The sequence below is a fragment of the Microbacterium sp. LMX7-1.2 genome, assembly GCF_040675935.1.
Classification (GTDB): Bacteria; Actinomycetota; Actinomycetes; order Actinomycetales; family Microbacteriaceae; genus Microbacterium.
The window spans coordinates 2,455,542-2,472,722 of the sequence record NZ_JBEGIL010000001.1 but is presented as its reverse complement, the minus strand read 5'-3'; the positions used below and the strand labels follow the sequence as shown (position 1 = coordinate 2,472,722).

13 protein-coding genes are annotated in these 17,181 nt (G+C 70.5%); 9 read left to right on the top strand and 4 right to left on the bottom strand.

The window, feature by feature from the left end:
• The 4 genes from MRBLMX7_RS12065 to MRBLMX7_RS12050 all read left to right on the top strand — a co-directional run bounded on the left by MRBLMX7_RS12065 (position 1) and on the right by MRBLMX7_RS12050 (position 4,504).
• Positions 1 to 1,197: a benzoate/H(+) symporter BenE family transporter gene (locus tag MRBLMX7_RS12065; RefSeq protein WP_363368822.1), complete on the top strand. Its 1,197-nt coding sequence runs from the start codon at positions 1 to 3 to the stop codon at positions 1,195 to 1,197.
• Positions 1,194 to 2,375 carry a hypothetical protein gene (locus tag MRBLMX7_RS12060; protein ID WP_363368820.1) on the top strand — a complete coding sequence of 394 codons (1,182 nt, stop codon included), beginning with the start codon at positions 1,194 to 1,196 and terminating at the stop codon, positions 2,373 to 2,375. The genes MRBLMX7_RS12065 and MRBLMX7_RS12060 overlap by 4 nt, the downstream gene beginning before the upstream one ends.
• A 117-nt stretch (positions 2,376 to 2,492) precedes the next feature.
• Entirely contained in the window at positions 2,493 to 3,386 is an 894-nt protein-coding gene (locus tag MRBLMX7_RS12055; protein WP_363368818.1) for an ABC transporter ATP-binding protein, read from the top strand.
• Positions 3,387 to 3,442: 56 nt separating this feature from the next.
• Entirely contained in the window at positions 3,443 to 4,504 is a 1,062-nt protein-coding gene (locus MRBLMX7_RS12050; RefSeq protein ID WP_363370909.1) for an ABC transporter permease, read from the top strand.
• 123 nt (positions 4,505 to 4,627) lie between these two features.
• Here the strand turns inward: MRBLMX7_RS12050 and MRBLMX7_RS12045 are convergent, their stop codons facing one another.
• On the bottom strand, positions 4,628 to 8,092 hold the full coding sequence (locus MRBLMX7_RS12045; protein WP_363368816.1) for a bifunctional proline dehydrogenase/L-glutamate gamma-semialdehyde dehydrogenase: 3,465 nt from the start codon (positions 8,090 to 8,092) through the stop codon (positions 4,628 to 4,630).
• Positions 8,093 to 8,235: 143 nt separating this feature from the next.
• Here MRBLMX7_RS12045 and MRBLMX7_RS12040 point away from each other — a divergent pair, with 143 nt between their 5' ends.
• Entirely contained in the window at positions 8,236 to 9,144 is a 909-nt protein-coding gene (locus tag MRBLMX7_RS12040; protein WP_363368814.1) for a LysR substrate-binding domain-containing protein, read from the top strand.
• Between the two features lie 122 nt (positions 9,145 to 9,266).
• The gene (locus MRBLMX7_RS12035; RefSeq protein WP_363368812.1) at positions 9,267 to 9,854 is read left to right on the top strand and encodes a nitroreductase family protein; all 588 of its coding nucleotides are present in this window, start codon (positions 9,267 to 9,269) and stop codon (positions 9,852 to 9,854) included.
• 126 nt (positions 9,855 to 9,980) lie between these two features.
• Here the strand turns inward: MRBLMX7_RS12035 and MRBLMX7_RS12030 are convergent, their stop codons facing one another.
• Entirely contained in the window at positions 9,981 to 10,700 is a 720-nt protein-coding gene (locus MRBLMX7_RS12030; RefSeq protein WP_363368809.1) for a FadR/GntR family transcriptional regulator, read from the bottom strand.
• Between the two features lie 78 nt (positions 10,701 to 10,778).
• On the opposite strand from MRBLMX7_RS12030, the gene MRBLMX7_RS12025 reads away from it, so the two are divergent.
• The 3 genes from MRBLMX7_RS12025 (at position 10,779) to MRBLMX7_RS12015 (ending at position 14,072) form a co-directional block, all read left to right on the top strand.
• Positions 10,779 to 11,672: a proline iminopeptidase-family hydrolase gene (locus MRBLMX7_RS12025; RefSeq protein ID WP_363368807.1), complete on the top strand. Its 894-nt coding sequence runs from the start codon at positions 10,779 to 10,781 to the stop codon at positions 11,670 to 11,672.
• Between the two features lie 64 nt (positions 11,673 to 11,736).
• Positions 11,737 to 13,146, top strand: coding sequence for an APC family permease (locus MRBLMX7_RS12020; protein ID WP_363368805.1), 1,410 nt, complete (start codon positions 11,737 to 11,739; stop codon positions 13,144 to 13,146).
• Positions 13,143 to 14,072, top strand: a complete 930-nt coding sequence (locus MRBLMX7_RS12015) for an acetamidase/formamidase family protein (RefSeq protein ID WP_363368803.1) — start codon at positions 13,143 to 13,145, stop codon at positions 14,070 to 14,072. Before MRBLMX7_RS12020 ends, MRBLMX7_RS12015 begins: the two co-directional genes overlap by 4 nt.
• 124 nt (positions 14,073 to 14,196) lie before the next feature.
• Here MRBLMX7_RS12015 and MRBLMX7_RS12010 read toward each other — a convergent pair whose 3' ends face one another.
• Both MRBLMX7_RS12010 and MRBLMX7_RS12005 read right to left on the bottom strand, forming a co-directional pair.
• Positions 14,197 to 15,657 (bottom strand): nucleobase:cation symporter-2 family protein, encoded by a 1,461-nt coding sequence (locus MRBLMX7_RS12010; protein ID WP_363368801.1) that lies wholly within the window; start codon positions 15,655 to 15,657, stop codon positions 14,197 to 14,199.
• Positions 15,658 to 15,722: 65 nt separating this feature from the next.
• Complete coding sequence (locus tag MRBLMX7_RS12005) at positions 15,723 to 17,090, bottom strand: 8-oxoguanine deaminase (protein WP_363368799.1); 1,368 nt, start codon at positions 17,088 to 17,090, stop codon at positions 15,723 to 15,725.
• Positions 17,091 to 17,181: the final 91 nt, after the last annotated feature.

The window sequence follows — 17,181 nt, the reverse complement described above, 5'->3', positions numbered from 1 at the left end:
GTGCCCGCTCCCCCGTCCCGCCCCGCATCCGCTCGCGCGGTCCTCGCCGGGGTCGTCACGGCGCTGGTCGGGTTCACGAGCTCCTTCGCGGTCGTGCTCACGGGGCTGCACGCTGTCGGAGCCTCCTCGGCCGAGGCGGCCAGCGGGCTCCTCGCGCTGAGCCTCACGATGGGGCTCGCCTGCATCGTGCTCGCCTGGCGCTACAGGATGCCGATCACCTCGGCGTGGTCCACGCCCGGCGCCGCCCTGCTCGCGGCGACAGGCACGGTCGAGGGCGGGTGGCCCGCCGCGGTCGGCGCTTTCCTCGTCGCGGCGGCACTGATCCTGCTGACGGCGCTGTGGCCCGCGCTCGGGACGCTGATCGCCCGCATCCCGCCGTCGATCGCGCAGGCGATGCTCGCGGGCGTGCTGCTGCCCCTGTGCCTGGCGCCCATCACCGGCCTGGTCGCGAACCCCTGGGGCGTGATCCCCGTGGTCGTCACCTGGCTGGTGTGCGCGCGCCTCGCGCCGAGGTGGGCCGTTCCGCTCGCGTTCGCCGCCGCGGCCGTGGTCGTCGGGGTGTCGCTCGCGCAGCAGGGCGCGTCCGTCGACCCCGGCCTGCTCGTCCCCCGCGTCGAGCTCACCGCTCCCGTCTTCACGGTCGGCGCCCTGGTCGGCATCGCCCTGCCGCTGTTCATCGTGACCATGGCCTCGCAGAACGTGCCGGGAATCGCGATCATGCGCAGCTTCGGCTACGAGGTGCCCTGGCGTCCGGCCATGCTCGTGACGGGACTCGGCACGGCGCTCGGCGCCCCCGCGGGCGGTCATGCGATCAATCTCGCGGCGATCAGCGCGGCCCTCGCCGCCTCGCCCGAGGTCGATCCCGATCCGCGTCGCCGCTGGGTCGCCGGCGTCTCGACGGGAGTGTCGTACCTGGTGCTCGGCGGGTTCTCGGCCGCGTTCGCCGCGCTCGTGCTTCTCGCGCCGGAGGCCGTGATCCCGGCCGTCGCGGGTCTGGCGCTGTTCGGCGCGTTCGGCTCGTCGGTGCAGCAGGCGATCGACGACCCGGGCGAGCGCCTCCCCGCGGTCGTGACGTTCCTCGTCGCCGCCTCGGGCATCGCGGTGCTCGGCGTGAGCGCGGCGTTCTGGGCGCTCGTCGCGGGACTCCTCGTGCGCACCGTGCTGCACCTCGGGACGCGGCGGGAGGCCGGATCGTGACGGCAGGACACTTCGACGCCCGCGCCCTCCTCGACCCGGTGGACCCGGCCGAGGTCGACGCCTTCACCCGGGCGCATCGCGCGGCGCACCCGACCCCCGCATCGCACATCGCCGCCTGGGTCGTGGCGATCGTCGCGCTGGCGCTCGTCGTGCCGATGATCGGGGTGTTCATCCTCGGCCTCGGCTACGCGATCGGACGCGGCACGGGTGTGGCGGTGACGGGTGCGATCGGCCTGATGCTGCTCGCCGGACTCGTCGTCGGGCTCGTGGCGCTCGTGCGCCGCGCGATGCGCGCCCGTGCCCTCGCCCGGTTCCGACTCTCCCGCTTCGCCGCTGCGAACGCGATGACGTACCTCGACCGGATCGACGCACCGCCGCTGCCCGGCATGATCTTCCAGGCGGGGTCGGGGCGGATGTCGACGGATGTGCTGAGGGGCACGGAGCCGCGCTTCGTGGAGTTCGGCAACTACCAGTACACGACGAGCAACGGCAAGAACTCGCAGACGCACCGGTGGGGCTACGTCGCCGTCAAGCTCGACGTGCCGCTGCCGAACATCGTGCTCGACGCGCTCGGCAACAACGGCCTGGGCGGCAGCATCGCGACGGGCTTCCGCCGCGACCAGCGCCTGTCGCTCGAGGGCGACTTCGACCGGTACTTCTCGCTGTTCTGCCCCGAGGGCTACGAGGTCGACGCGCTCTACCTGTTCACGCCCGACGTCATGGCCCGCTTCATCGACCACGCCGCGGAGCTCGACGTCGAGATCGTCGACGACTGGCTGTTCCTGTACACGCGGCGCGAGGCGTCGACCCTCGACCCCGCGACGTGGGCGTGGCTGTTCGGTGCGGTCGGCGCGCTGCTGGTGAAGCTCGACCAGTGGGCGCGGTGGCGCGACGAGAGGCTGCGGCTCGCGGCCGGTCCACCGGCTGCTGCAACGGGGCCCACGCCGGCGCAGCCGCAGCATCCGTCCGTCGCACCGGCTACCGGCGGCGCGCCCGCGCTACCCTTCGCCGCCCCTTCCGGCCTGCTCACCCCGCCGCCGATCGGCGTCGCCCCGCCCGGACGACGCCTCCGGCGACGGAGTCCCTGGGTCATCCTCGGCATCGTGTTCGGCGCGCTGCTGCTCGTCGGACTCGCCCCTTTCGCGCTCGGGATCTTCGGCTTCCTGTTCCTGCGCTGAGCCCCGAACGCGTGATCTCCCAGCATCCGCCGCACGACGGATGCCGAACAGGAACCGCGCCGCTGATCCGCCGCACGGGGGATGCCGTCACCGCCGGCCCGGTCCTAGCGTGAAGGCATGACAGGAAACCTCGTACTGACTGGCATCACCAAGAGCTACGGCTCACGGCGCGTGCTCGACGACGTCTCGTTCGAGGTCGCCCCCGGGCGCCTCACGGGCTTCGTCGGGGGCAACGGCGCCGGCAAGACCACGACCATGCGGATCGTACTCGGACTCCTCGGCGCCGATTCCGGCTCCGTCGAGCTCGACGGCCGTCCGCTCACGGGCGCCGACCGCAGCCACTTCGGGTACATGCCCGAGGAGCGCGGCCTCTACCCCAAGATGAAGGTGCTCGAGCAGATCGTGTACCTCGCGCGCCTGCACGGCTTCTCCAAGACGGATGCCGCCACGAGAGCCACCGCGCTGCTCACCGAGCTCGGTCTCGAGGAGCGCCTGAACGACACGATCGAGTCGCTCTCGCTCGGCAACCAGCAGCGCGCGCAGATCGCCGCGGCGCTCGTGCACGACCCCGAGGTGCTGATCCTCGACGAGCCGTTCTCGGGCCTCGACCCGCTCGCGGTCGACGTGGTCGCCTCGGTGCTGCAGTCCTCCGCGGCGCAGGGCGCCTCCATCCTCTTCTCGTCCCATCAGCTGGACGTCGTCGAGCGCCTGTGCGACGACCTCGTGATCCTCGCCGGCGGGCAGATCCGCGCCGCCGGCTCCCGCGACGCCCTGCGTGCCGAGCACTCGGGAAGCCGGTACGAGCTCGTCTCGGCGGGCGACGCCGGCTGGCTGCGCACCGAGCCCGGCGTGACGGTCGTCGACTTCGAGGGCGGCTACGCGCTGTTCGACGCCGACAGCGCCGAGACCGCGCAGCGCGTGCTGCGCGCGGCCGTCGAGCGCGGCGACGTCGCGAGCTTCGCGCCCCAGCATCCGTCCCTCGCCCAGATCTTCAAGGAGGTCATCCAGTGAGCACCCCCGTCCGCACCGGCGCCGGCTCCGGCACGAGTGCCCCCAGCCAAGCATCCATGATCTGGCTCGTCGCCGAACGGGAGATCGGGTCGAAGCTGCGCAGCAAGGCGTTCCTGATCTCCACCGGCATCCTGCTGCTGATCGCGCTCGCGGGCATCCTCATCGGCGGTTTCGCGAGCAAGAACGCGGCCGCCGAGACGACTCCCGTCGCCGCGACCTCCGCGACCGTCTCCACCGTGTCGGCACTGCCGAACGTCGAGGTGACCGAGGTCGCCGACACCGCGGCCGCCGAGGAGCTGCTGCGGTCCGAGAAGGTCGACGCCGCGGTCGTCCCCGGCGAGGGCGCGACCGGCCTGACCGTGATCGCCCTGAAGGATGCTCCGAGCGGGCTCGTCTCGGCGCTGTCGCAGACCCCGACGGTGGAGATCCTCGAACCGGCGACGACCAACCCGCTGCTGCGGTACTTCATCGCGATCGGCTTCGGCCTCGTGTTCATGATGGCGGCGGCGACCTTCGGCGGCACGATCGCGCAGAGCGTCGTCGAGGAGAAGCAGACCCGCGTGGTGGAGATCCTGCTGTCGACGATCTCGGCGCGCACACTGCTCGCGGGCAAGGTGATCGGCAACACGGTCCTCGCGATGGGGCAGATCCTCGCGCTCGCGGCGATCGCGACGATAGGACTCACCGCGACGGGTCAGAGCGAGGTGCTGGCCACGCTCGGCGCGCCGATCATCTGGTTCGCGGTATTCTTCCTGTTCGGGTTCATCCTGCTCGCGTCGATGTTCGCGGCGGCCGCGTCGATGGTGTCGCGCCAGGAGGACATCGGCTCGACCACGACGCCCATCACGATGCTCATCATGGCGCCGTACATCCTCGTGATCGTCTTCAACGACAACCCGCTGGTGCTGACGATCATGTCGTACGTACCGTTCTCGGCCCCAGTGGGCATGCCGATGCGTCTGTTCGTGGGTGAGGCGCAGTGGTGGGAGCCGCTGCTCAGCCTCGTGATCCTGCTGGCGGGCTGCGTCGCGGCGATCGTGATCGGCGCCAAGATCTACGAGAATTCGCTGCTGCGCATGGGCAGCCGGGTCAAGCTCGTGGAGGCGCTGCGCGGCTGAGTGCCCGCTCCTGCCTCCTGGCCGCCAGCCCGTCCCGAGCCCGAGCCCCCAGCCCGTCTGTTTGTGCCGAATGACGCGAATCCCCAGCGGATTTCTGCCATTCGACACAAATAGACGGGCTTTTCAGATCACGCCTTCGGAGAGGGTCGTGGGGTTGCCGAAGCGGTGGTTCGTGATCGACACGGCCTGCTCGTGCAGGAACGGCAGCATCTCGACGCGTCCGGCCCCCGTCACCGCATGCGACCACACCGCGACGTCGGGCGTGCCGCCCAGCGCCTCGAACAGCGCCGCGGGGTCGCCGCCCACGAGCCGCACGCGTCGCCATGTGTGCGCGGCCTTCGCCGCCGCCTTCGCGAAGCCCTTGACCCAGGCCGCGTCCTTCTCGTGCGAGACCGTCACGCCCGCCGCGCGCAGCGCCTTCTCGACGCGGGAAGGCAGCGCAGGGGCCGATACGGTGAACGGCGAGCCGCTGCGCAGCGCGGCGGCGATCACGCGGATGCCGTCGGCGAGCGCCGCGTCCTCCGCGATGCGCACGTCGACCTCGACCGGACGGTACCGGAAGACGTTGCGCTCGACGCCGAGGCCGGACTTGTCGGAGGTCACGCCGAACTCGGAGGTCCAGGCGCGCTCGTCGGCCGCGGCGGCGCGGTGCAGCCACTCGATCTCGAGCGCGTCGAGGTCGGCAGCCGCGGCGGCCAGCACAGCGTCGACCGTGGGGATCGTGGCGGCGTCGGATGCGGCGGCAGGCAGCTCCGCCCGCGTCCACTCCCCCAGCCCGAACAGATAGTTCGGGCCACCGGCCTTGGCTCCCGCTCCGACCGCCGAGCGCTTCCAGCCGCCGAACGGCTGACGCTGCACGATCGCGCCGGTGATGCCGCGGTTGACGTAGAGGTTGCCCGCCTCGACCTCGTCGAGCCAGGTCGCCACCTCGTCTGAGTCGAGGGAGTGGATGCCGGCGGTGAGGCCGTAGTCCACGGCGTTCTGCAGGCGGATGGCCTCGTCGAGGTCCTTCGCGCGCATGATGCCGAGCACGGGGCCGAAGAACTCGGTGAGGTGCGTGGTCGATCCGGGTGCGACGCCGATCTTGACGCCGGGCGTCCACTGGCGGCCCTCGGTGTCGAGCTTCTTCGGCTCGACGAGCCAGCGCTCGCCCTTCTCCAGGGTGGTGAGCGCGGTGAGCAGCTTGCCGTTCGCGGGCTCGATGATCGGCCCCATCTGGGTCGCGGGGTCCTCGGGCAGGCCCACGCGCATCGAGGTGACGGCATCCACCAGCTGGCGCTCGAAGCGCTCGGAGTCGGCGACCGACCCGACGAGGATCGCCAGCGACGCCGCCGAGCACTTCTGCCCCGCGTGACCGAACGCGCTGCGGGCGACGTCGGCGGCCGCGAGGTCGAGGTCGGCCGAGGGCGTGACGATGATCGCGTTCTTGCCGCTGGTCTCGGCGAGCAGCGGCAGATCGGAGCGGAACGAGCGGAACAGCTGCGCCGTCTCGTAGGCGCCCGTGAGGATGACCCGGTCGACGGATTCGCTCGCGACCAGCTGCGTGCCGAGGTCGCGGTTCGCGAGGTCGACGAGCGCGAGGAGCTCGCGGGGCACACCGGCCGCCCACAGCGCCTCGACCATGACGGCACCGCAGCGCTGAGTGAGCTTGGCGGGCTTGATGATGACGCCCGAGCCCGAGGCGAGGCCCGCGAGCACTCCGCCGGCGGGGATCGCGACGGGGAAGTTCCACGGCGGGGTCACGACCGTGACGGTCGACGGCACGAACTCCGCGCCCGTGACGTTCTCGAGGTCGAGCGCGCGCTCGGCGTAGTAGTGCGCGAAGTCGATCGCCTCGCTCACCTCGGGGTCGGCCTCGGCGATGGTCTTGCCGGCCTCGTGGGCCATGATCTCGATGAGCTGGGCACGGCGGGCGGCGAGCTCATCGCCCGCACGGTGCAGGATCTCGACGCGCTCGGATGCCGGACGCGCGGCCCATGCGGCCGCGGCGGCCGTCACGTCGGCGAAGACGCCGTCGAGCTCGTCAGCGGTCTCGACCTTCGCACGGGCGATCGCGTCGAGGCCGAGCGTGGAGTCCACGGAGCGCTGCAGGATCTCGCGTCCCCAGGCGCGGTTCGCGCCGATCGCCGGGTCGGAGTCGGGCTGGTTGTGGAAGCCGGCCGTACCCTCGAACACCTCGGTCGTGCGATCCTGCACGCGGTGCGGCGCGGGGACGGCGGGGTCGGCGGCGAGCGCCGCGAGCGAGCGCTCGAACCGCTCCCGCTCACGGGTGAGCAGCGTGGGGTTCGAAGCGAGCTCGAACACGGCCGACATGAAGTTCTCGGGGCTCGCGTTCTCCTCGAGTCGGCGCACGAGGTACGCGATCGCGACGTCGAACTCCGCGGGGTTCACGACCGGCGTGTACAGCAGCAGGCGTCCGACGTCCTTGCGCACGGCCTCGGCCTGGCCGGTCGCCATGCCGAGCAGCATCTCGTACTCGACCGCGTCGGTCACGCCGCGCTGCGAGGCGAGCAGCCAGGTGTAGGCGATGTCGAAGAGGTTGTGACCCGCGACGCCGATGCGCACGGCATCCAGCCGCTCGGGGGTCATGGCCCAGTCGAGCACGCGCTTGTAGTTCGTGTCGGAGTCCTGCTTGGTGCCGTAGGTCGCGAGCGGCCACCCGTGGACCTTCGCGTCGACCTCCTCCATCGCGAGGTTCGCGCCCTTGACGACGCGCACCTTGATGGGCGCGCCGCCCTTCGCGCGGCGGGCGGCCGCCCACTCTTGCAGGCGCTGCATCGCGGCGAGCGCGTCGGGCAGGTAGGCCTGCAGCACGATGCCGGCCTCGAGATCCTCGAGACCGGGCTGGTCGAGGATGCTGGTGAACGCGGCGATCGTGAGATCGAGGTCGCGGTACTCCTCCATGTCGAGGTTGATGAACTTGGCCTTGCCCTTCGACTCCGCAGCGGCGGCGAGGCGGTAGAGCGGGGTGAGCTTCTCGACGACGTCGGCGACGGCCTCGTCGAACGACCACATCGACAGCTGGCTCACGACGCTCGACACCTTGATCGACACGTAGTCGACGTCGTCACGGGCGAGGAAGTCGCGCGTGCCCTGCAGCCGCCGGCCGGCCTCGCGCTCGCCCAGCACGGCCTCGCCGAGCAGGTTGAGGTTCAGGCGGTTGCCGGTCTTGCGCAGCTTCGCGATCGCGGGGCCGAGCTTCGACGGGGTCGCGTCGAGCACGAGGTGGCCGACCATGGCGCGGAGCACCCGCCGCGAGATCGGCACGACGACGCCGGGCAGCTTGGGCGCCCAGAAGCCGCCGGCCTTGATCGCCAGGCGCAGATAGCCGGGCAGCAGCGCGGGGGTGATGTCGGCGAGGCCCGCGAGGGTGCGGCCGGCGACGCCGAGGTCTTCGGGGCGCATGACGCCGTCGACGAAGCCGACCGTGAAGGCGAGGCCGTTCGGGTCCTTGAGCACTTCGGAGAGACGCTGAGCGGCGGGCTCGACGGGGTGGGTCTCGCTCTCGGCGAGCCACTTCTCGACGAGGGCGGCGACGTCCTCGGTGCGCGGGTGGGTGGTGGTGGTGGCGTCGGCGGCGACAGTCATCGGGATACCTTCCGGAGAGCGCACAACCGGGACCGTGTGCGACTCGATCATTCTCAGACGGCGCAGTAGGCTACGTCTATCAATCGATTCGGAGCATTTCCGTTCGGTTTTCCTGAACTGTTCGAGGGGGGTGGAGAGAGCGGATGCTGGACGTCAACCGCTTGCGGATGCTGGTCGAGTTCTCGCGACTCGGCACCCTCTCCGCCGTCGCCGACGCCCTGTCGTACAGCAAGGCGTCGGTGTCGCAGCAGCTCAGCACCCTGGAGCGCGAGGTCGGCGTCCCCCTGCTGCGTCGAGTGGGCCGGGGTGTGCAGCTCACGCCGCAGGGCACGGTGCTCGTGACCGAGGCCATCGGCATCCTCGACCGTCTCGAGCAGGCCGAGGTCGCGGTCGCCGAATCCCTGACCGAGGTGACAGGCACCGTGCACCTCGCGGTCTTCCAGTCCACCGCCCACTCGCTGCTGCCCGGCGCCCTGGCGGCGCTTCGCGCCGAGCATCCGTCGCTCCGCGTCGAGGTCACCGAGAGCGACCCCGAGACCGGGCTCGTCGGGGTGTCGAGCCGCGACTTCGACCTGATCCTCGCGGAGCAGTATCCCGGACGCACGCGGCCGATCCATGCCGATCTCGACCGGGTGGCACTCGCGCACGACGCGATCGCCCTGGCCCGGCATCCAGGCGCCGCGTCGGCATCGGACCCCGTCGCTGCCCTCTGGGCCACCCGCGACGAGCCCTGGGTGCTGGAACCCGCCGGCACGGCCTCGCGCGCGTGGGCCGAGCAGCTGTGCCGCACGGCGGGCTTCGAACCCGACGTACGGTTCGAGGTCGCCGACCTCACGGCGCACGTGCGATTGATCCGCGCCGGACTCGCGGTGGGGCTGCTGCCCGAACTGGTGTGGGCGGGCGAGACGCCGACCGTCGAGCTCACGCCGCTCCCCGAGGAGCCCCGGCGCGAGATCTTCTCCTCCGCGCGGCGCGTCTCGGCGGCCGCCCCGTCGATCCGCGCCGTGCGGCGGGCGCTCGCCTCGACGGCATCCCGCAACCTCCTCGACTGACCCCGGCCGGGGTCTCGATGACGTCACAGAACGTCACGGGAATATGCACACACATGGATCCGTTGAGACCCTCGTACCCGGACGAAGGAGTCCGATCCGACTCCTTTCTGAAAGGCATCACCGTGAGCACTCCCGTCATCGACCGCACCGCCCCCACCGAGCACCCCGTCCTGGACGTTCTCGCCGGACGCTGGAGCCCCCGCGCCTACGACGCGGACACGACGATCGACGACGCCAAGCTGAACGCCGCCCTCGAGGCCGCGCGCTGGTCGCCCTCCGCCTACAACCTGCAGCCCTGGCGTTTCATCGTCGCGCGTCGCGGCACCGCGCTGTTCGACCAGGTCACGAGCGCTCTCGTCGAGTTCAACCAGCTCTGGGCCAGCAAGGCCTCGGCCCTCGTCGTCGCGATCGCCGAGACCGAGTCCGAGGACGGCAAGGCCATCAGCCACGCGATCTACGACCTCGGCCAGGCCGTCGCGCACTTCTCGGTGCAGGCTCACCACGAGGGCCTGCTCGTGCACCAGATGAGCGGCTTCGACCCCGAGGTCGTCCGCGAGTTCGCCGACCTGCCCGCGCGCTTCAGCGCCATCACCGTGATCGCCGTGGGCGAGCTCGGCGACGCCTCCGGCCTCCCCGAGGGCCTGCAGCAGGGCGAGACCGCTCCGCGCGTGCGCCGCCCGATCGACGAGACGGTCATCCTCAGCGCCTGACCGCACGTCCGGATCTCTCCGCCGACGCCCCTGCTGAGTGCCGACGCCCCTCCTGGTTCACGCAAACCACGAGGGGCGTCGGCGGCAGACAGGGGCGTCGGCGTTCGCCGGCGGGAGCGAACGCGATCAGCGCGCGAGGGCTCGCTGACGGGCGGCGTCCAGCAGCTCGAGGTCGATCTCGACGTGATGCTGCGCGATGCGACCAGCATCCTCGACGCGCCCGTCGGCGATGGCCGCGACCAGGTCGGCGTGCTCCCGCGCGGCTCGTTCCTCCATCGCGGGCCGACTGTCGGAGTCGCCCCACAGGTGCGCCGGCGCCACGATCGACAGCCTTCCCTCGTGCTCGCGTACGAGGGTCGCCAGGGTCTCGTTGTGGGCCGCGTCGATGATGGCCAGGTGCAGCAGGCTGTCGGCCTGCTGTCGGCCGGCTCCGGACTCGGCGGCGAGGAAGTCGTCGAGACGGGCCCTCATCAGGTCGATGTCGGCTTCTGTCCTCGAGGCCGCGGCAAGACGGGCGATCGCTCCATGCAGGTGGGTGCCAGCGATCGTGGCATCGACGAGCTGAGGCCACTGGTCCTCGAGCCAGCGCGTCACGGCAGCGGACTCCGACGCCGGCCATTCCTCGCGCACGAACGACCCACCCGTGCGACCGCGCTGCTTCTCGAGGATGCCACGGTCGACCAGGCGCTCGAGCGCCGCTCGGGTGGTCGTGCGGCCGACCCCGAGCGACCGGGCGAGATCGCGCTCGGCCGGCAGCCGGGTCCCGGGCAGGAACTCGCCGATCGCGACGGCCGTGACGAGGCGGTCGGTGATCCGGTCGATGAGGGTGTCGTCGGTCTCCGTCATATCCCCTCCAGTGTTACATCGATGTGAAATCGCGAATCAATGGTTTACTCGCAGACCATTTAGGTCCACGATGTGCTCATGCGCTTCCATGAGTCCTCGTCCCCGTTCCGCGACGGCTTCACGTGGTTCCGGATCACCGAGCCCGACACCCCCCGCGATCTCGACCCCGTCTTCATCCTGCACGGCGGCCCCGGCATGGCGCACGACTACGTGCGGAACCTCGACCACCTGGCCGACCTCACGGGCCGCACCGTCGTGCACTACGACCAGATCGGGTGCGGACGCAGCTCCCACCACCCCGACGCCCCCGCCGACCACTGGACCCCCGAGCTCTTCGTCGACGAGTTCCATGCCCTCCACGAGCACCTCGACATCGACGCCTACCACGTGCTCGGCCAGTCGTGGGGCGGGATGCTGGGTGCCGAGATCGCCGTCCGCCGACCGCAGGGTCTCCGCGGACTGATGATCTGCAACTCCCCGGCATCCATGCCGCTGTGGACGAGCGAGGCGGCTCGGCTGCGCGCCGACCTCCCCGCGAGCACGCGCTCCGCGCTCGACCTGCACGAGGCCGACGGCACGACCGACCACCCCGACTACCTCGCCGCCACGCAGGTCTTCTACGAACGCCACGTCTGCCGCATCGTGCCGACCCCGCAGGACTTCGTCGACAGCGAGCGGCAGATGCTGGCCGACCCGACGGTGTACCACACGATGAACGGACCGAACGAGTTCCACGTGATCGGCACACTGCGGGACTGGTCCGTCATCGACCGTCTGCTATCGATCGACGTGCCGACGCTCGTCGTCGCCGGCGAGTTCGACGAGGCCACCCCCGCCACCTGGCGACCGTTCGTCGACCGCATCCCGGATGTCGCGTCGCACGTGTTCCCCGACACCAGCCACTGCGTCCACCTCGAACAGCCCGAGGCGTTCCTCGGCGTCATCGCCGACCATCTCGCCGATCGCCCCTGACCCGCCGGGCCCCGCCGTCTCCCCCGCTGTACCCCTCACCTCTCCCTACCCTCCAGGAGTTCCGATGACCTCGACCACCTCGTCCGGAGACCAGCCACGGCTGGAGTCCTTCGGCTACAAGCAGGAGCTCAAGCGCTCCGTCTCGACCGTCGACCTCGTCATCTACGGTCTCGTCTTCATGGTGCCGATCGCTCCGTGGGCGATCTTCGGCGTCGTGTTCAACGAGTCGAAGGGCATGGTCCCCCTCGTCTACCTCGTGGGTCTGATCGCCATGATCTTCACGGCGCTCGGGTACGCGCAGATGGCGAAGTCCTTCCCCCTCGCCGGATCCGTGTTCTCCTATGTCGGACGCGGCACGCATCCGATCGCCGGGTTCTTCGCGGGCTGGGCGATCCTGCTCGACTACCTGCTGGTCCCCACTCTGCTCTACGTGTTCGCCGCGTCCTCGATGCGCGGGATCTTCCCCGAGTCGCCCGAGTGGCTGTGGGCCATCCTGTGCGTCGCGGTGAACACCGTGATCAACGTGCTCGGCATCGGCTCGATCACGGTCGCCAACCGCATCTTCCTGGCGATCGAGCTCGTGTTCGTGGCGATCTTCGTCGTCATCGCCGTCTCCGCGCTGACCGGCGAGACCATCGCAGGGTCCTCGTTCTCCCTCGCCCAGCTGTGGGACCCTGCCAAGGTCGACCCGCCCCTGATCGCCGCCGCGCTGTCGATCGCCGTGCTCAGCTTCCTGGGGTTCGACGGCATCTCGACGCTCTCGGAGGAGACCACCGGCCGGAAGAACCCCGCGGGCCGCGCCATGATCATCGCGTTGTTCATCGTCGCGACGCTCTTCATCCTGCAGACGTGGCTCGCGAGCGCTCTCGCCGCCGGCACGATCGCGTTCGACGACGACGAGGTTAACAACGCCTTCTTCTCGATCGTGGCGCAGGCGGCGGGCAGCGGATGGGCGACCGCGTTCCTCGCGGTCAACGTCGTCGCGGTGGGCATCGCGAACGCGATCGCGGCACAGGCGGCCACCTCGCGTCTGCTGTACTCGATGAGCCGCGACCGACAGCTGCCCGGGTTCTTCTCGAAGATCAACGCCCGCCAGGTGCCCGTGTACGCGATCCTGGTGGTCAGCGCCCTGAGCGTCATCCTCGTGCTGTTCTTCGTGGGGCAGATCGGAGTGATCTCGTCCCTGGTCAACTTCGGAGCCCTGTTCGGCTTCCTCCTGCTGCACGTCGCCGTGTTCTGGCACTACATCGTCCGCAAGCGCTCGACCAACTGGCTGCTGCATCTCGTCGTGCCGCTGTGCGGGTTCCTCATCATCGGCTACGTGCTGGTCAACGCCTCCGCCGAGGCGAAGATCGGCGGAGTGATCTGGCTCGCCGTCGGCGTCATCGTGTTCATCGTCTTCCGCATCCGCAACGGCGCCAACCCCGAGATTCTGTCGGAGCACGCGGCGACGAACGAGGAGAAGACGGAATGACAGGAATCGATCACTTCCTCGGCAAGGATCTCGGCAGGCCCGGATTCCGCTCCGACGTCGAGCCGGTGCTGCGCATCCGCCCGGGGACGGGCGAGCGGATCGGCTTCGAGACGGATGACGCGGTCTACCGGGAGCTCCACGACCATCATGACCTCGCCGCGCTCGCGGCGCCCATCAACCCGGTCACGGGTCCGGTCTGGGTGGAGGGGGCGAAGCCGGGCGACGCCCTAGCCGTCACGGTGCACGAGATCCACCTGAAGGACTGCGGATGGTCGGTGAGCCTGCCCGGCACGGGCGCGCTGCGCCACCGCATGGGCGATTCCGTGCTCACCCGACAGGTGCCGATCGATGACGCGGGCGTGCATCTCACGGCTCGGCACGTCGTCGCCCCGCAGCCCATGATCGGCTGCATCGGCACCGCCCCGGCATCCGGAGTGCACTCCACGGTCATGCCGACCACGGCCCTCGGCGGCAACATGGACGTGACCGACGTCGCCCCTGGAGCGACCGTGTACCTGCCGGTCGAGGTCGAGGGCGCGCTCCTGTCGATCGGCGACATCCACGCGATCATGAGCCAGGGCGAATCGTCGTTCGTCGCGATCGAGGCCGAGGGCATCGCGGTCGTGAGCGTCGACGTGGTTCCGGGGCTCGCGCTGCGTGCTCCGCGGATCGAGACGCCCGACGCCTGGGTGTTCGTCGGCCTGGGCGACCCGGTGCAGGAGAGCATCACGCGCGGCTACGAGGACGCCTACGACTTCCTCGTGACCGACAACGGGTGGGACCGGATGGATGCGTACGCCGTGATGAGCGCGCTGGTCGACTCGACTCTGGGCGGCCCGACCGGGTCGAGCGACCCCGACCCCCTGCATCCCTTCATGGCGATCGGCGCCGTCACGCTGCATCGGGTGCCGAAGTCGGTGCTGTAGAGCGAGCCGATTCCTGAGCGCGACGCCCCTGCTGATCGTCGACGCCCCTCCTGGTTCACGTGAACCAGGAGGGGCGTCGGCGGCAGACAGGGGCGTCGGCGAATCGGTACGGGCGCCCCGCGCCTCAGTGCCCGGTACTCTCGGCGCGCACCTCGTTGCCGTGTCGGTCGACGACCCTGCCGTCGACGATCGAGTCGCCGTCCTCGAAGGCCTCGAGGTACACGACGGGGATGCTGCGCGTCGGCGCCGCCGCGAACACCGAGGCGTCTTTGCCGGGCCCGCGACCCAGGTGGTTGAAGAGCAGGTTGAGCAGGATCGCCGTGACGGCGGCCGAGCTGATGCCCGAGTGGAAGATGGTCGTGAACCAGTCGGGCATCCCGTCGTAGATCGTGGGCGCCGCGATGGGCAGCATGCCGATCCCGATGGCGGACGCCACGATGACGAGGTTCATGTTGCCCCGGTAGTCGACCTTGGCCAGGGTGCGGATGCCGCTCGCCGCGACGCTGCCGAACAGTACGATGCCCGCCCCGCCGAGCACCGGCGCCGGTACGGCCGCGACCACGCGTCCGAGCACGGGCAGCAGGCCGAGCAGGACGAGCACCACGCCGCCGGCCGTCACCACGAACCGGCTCTTCACGCCGGTGATCGCGACGAGCCCGACGTTCTGCGCGAAGGCCGACTGCGTGAACGAGCCGAACACGGGCGAGACGGCGCTCGACAGCATGTCCGCCCGGAGGCCCGCCGCGATGCGCTTGGAGTCGACCTTCGTTCCGACGATCTCGCCGACCGCGAGGATGTCGGCCGTCGTCTCGGTGAGCGTGACGAGGATCACGATGAACATCGAGATGATCGCGGCGACCTCGAAGGTCGGCATCCCGAACGCGAACGGGCTCGGCAGCGCGAAGATCGGCCCCTCACCCACGGCGCTGAAGTCGACCCGGCCGAGCACCGCCGCGACGATCGTGCCGACCACGATCGCGAGCAGGATCGACAGGCGGGAGATCGCGCCGACGGGCACCTTGCTCAGTGCCACGACCACGACGAACGTGATCAGCGCGAGCAGCAGGTTCGACGGGTCGCCGTAGTCGGATGCCGTGCTGTCACCGCCCATCGCCCAGTTGGCCGCGACGGGGAGCAGCGTGAGACCGATCGTCGTGATCACGGTTCCGGTGACCACGGGTGGGAAGAAGCGGATGACCGTCGCGAAGACCGGCGCGATCACCAGGCCGATCACCGAGGCGACGATCACCGAGCCGAAGACCGCGGGCAGCCCGCCGCCGCTCGTGACGATCGCGCCCATGGTCGCGACGCCCGCGAAGGAGACGCCCTGCACGAGCGGCAGCTGCGAGCCGAAGAACGGGATGCCGACGGTCTGCAGGATCGTCGCGAGGCCGCCCATGAACAGGCAGGCGGTGATCAGCACGCCGATCTCCGCCCCGTTCAGGCCGGCCATCGAGCCGATGATGAGCGGCGGGGCGATGATCCCGCCGTACATGGTGAGCACGTGCTGGATGCCGTAGGCGACCGTCACTCCGAGCGGCAGCCGCTCGTCTTCGGGGCGGACGGCGGTGGTGCGTTTCTTCATCTCGACCTCTTCGTCGTGTGTGCGGGGTGGGGGGTGCTGGTCGTGGTCGGCCGTGCGGGTGCGGGTCAGCCGTGTCTGGCGAGCAGGCCGCGGGCGGCCTCGCTGTGGTGGGCGATCAGGCGATCGACGTCGAGTCCGACGATCTGCCCGTCGAGCACACGCCAGGAGCCCGCGACCATGACCCGGTCGGCGCGTTCGGCGCCGCACAGGAGCAGCGCGGCCACGGGGTCGTGGCTGCCCGAGAAGCGCAGCTCGTCGAGTGTGAACATCGCGAGGTCGGCCTGCCGCCCCACCTCGAGCACGCCGATGTCGTCGCGGCCGAGGGCCCGCGCCGAGCCGGCGGTCGCCCAGTTCAGCGCGCGCTCCGGGGTCACCGCGGCGGCGCCGTAGCGGAGACGCTGCAGGTACAGCGCCTGGCGCACCTCCTGGATCATGTTCGATCCGTCGTTCGAGGCCGAGCCGTCGACGCCGAGGCCGACGGGCGCGCCGGCCTGCTCGAGTTCGAGCGTGCGGGCGATCCCGGAGGCGAGCCGCATGTTCGACGTCGCGCAGTGCGACACCGCCGTCCCCGCGGCGCCGAGGCGCGTGATCTCCGCATCGTCGAAGTGGATGCCGTGCGCCAGCCAGGTACGGTCCGACAGCCAGCCGACGCTTTCGAGATAGTCGACTGTGCGGAGGCCGAAGGTCTCGTGGCAGAAGTCCTCCTCGTCGAGCGTCTCGGCGAGGTGGGTGTGCAGGCGCACGTCGAGGTTCTCGGCCAGGGCGGCGGTGTCGCGCATGAGCCCCGTGGTGACGGAGAACGGCGAGCAGGGCGCGAGACCGATCTGCACCTGGGCGCCATCGCCGCGCTCGTGGTACGCGCCGATGAGCCGCTCGCTGTCGGCGAGGATCGCCTCGGCGTCCTGCACCGTGCTCTGCGGGGGCAGGCCGCCGTCGTCCTCGCCGAGCGACATCGACCCCCGGGTGAGCGTCGCCCTCATGCCGAGCCGGCGCACGACGTCGACCTGCACGTCGATCGCGTCGTCGAGCCCCTGGGGGAAGAGGTAGTGGTGGTCGGCGGCCGTGGTGCAGCCCGAGAGCAGCAGCTCGGCGAGCGCCACGGTCGTCGCGAGCTCGAGATCGCGCGGGGTGAGACCTGCCCAGACGCCGTACAGGCCCTTCAGCCAGGGGAAGAGCTCCGCGCTCACGACGGGCGTCCACGCTCGGGTGAGGGTCTGGTAGAAGTGGTGATGCGTGTTGATCAGGCCGGGGATGACGACGTGCCGCGACGCGTCGACGGTCTCGTCGACGGGCTGCGCGGGGGTCGCTCCGCGGGGCACGATCTCTGCGATGCGGCCGTCGGCGATCACCAGGCCGCCGGCGGCATCGACGTCGGTCCCGGTATGGATGCCGAGGGGGTTCTTGACCCAGAGGCGGGCGGTCGTCGGTGACATGGCGTGGCTCCATCGGTACGAACGGAGCCGCGGGCCGGCCCCGTAGGAGGCCAGCTCAGTGTTGTCCTGTCTGCTGATCCAGGATCCCCGT

Excerpts from the sequence above, each read along its gene's own strand:
- MRBLMX7_RS12055 (WP_363368818.1), top strand. The coding sequence starts at position 2,493 with ATGACAGGAAACCTCGTACTGACTGGCATCACCAAGAGCTACGGCTCA.
- MRBLMX7_RS12050 (WP_363370909.1), top strand. The coding sequence starts at position 3,443 with ATGATCTGGCTCGTCGCCGAACGGGAGATCGGGTCGAAGCTGCGCAGC.
- MRBLMX7_RS12045 (WP_363368816.1), bottom strand. The coding sequence starts at position 8,092 with ATGACTGTCGCCGCCGACGCCACCACCACCACCCACCCGCGCACCGAG.
- MRBLMX7_RS12040 (WP_363368814.1), top strand. The coding sequence starts at position 8,236 with ATGCTGGACGTCAACCGCTTGCGGATGCTGGTCGAGTTCTCGCGACTC.
- MRBLMX7_RS12030 (WP_363368809.1), bottom strand. The coding sequence starts at position 10,700 with ATGACGGAGACCGACGACACCCTCATCGACCGGATCACCGACCGCCTC.
- MRBLMX7_RS12025 (WP_363368807.1), top strand. The coding sequence starts at position 10,779 with ATGCGCTTCCATGAGTCCTCGTCCCCGTTCCGCGACGGCTTCACGTGG.
- MRBLMX7_RS12020 (WP_363368805.1), top strand. The coding sequence starts at position 11,737 with ATGACCTCGACCACCTCGTCCGGAGACCAGCCACGGCTGGAGTCCTTC.
- MRBLMX7_RS12015 (WP_363368803.1), top strand. The coding sequence starts at position 13,143 with ATGACAGGAATCGATCACTTCCTCGGCAAGGATCTCGGCAGGCCCGGA.
- MRBLMX7_RS12010 (WP_363368801.1), bottom strand. The coding sequence starts at position 15,657 with ATGAAGAAACGCACCACCGCCGTCCGCCCCGAAGACGAGCGGCTGCCG.
- MRBLMX7_RS12005 (WP_363368799.1), bottom strand. The coding sequence starts at position 17,090 with ATGTCACCGACGACCGCCCGCCTCTGGGTCAAGAACCCCCTCGGCATC.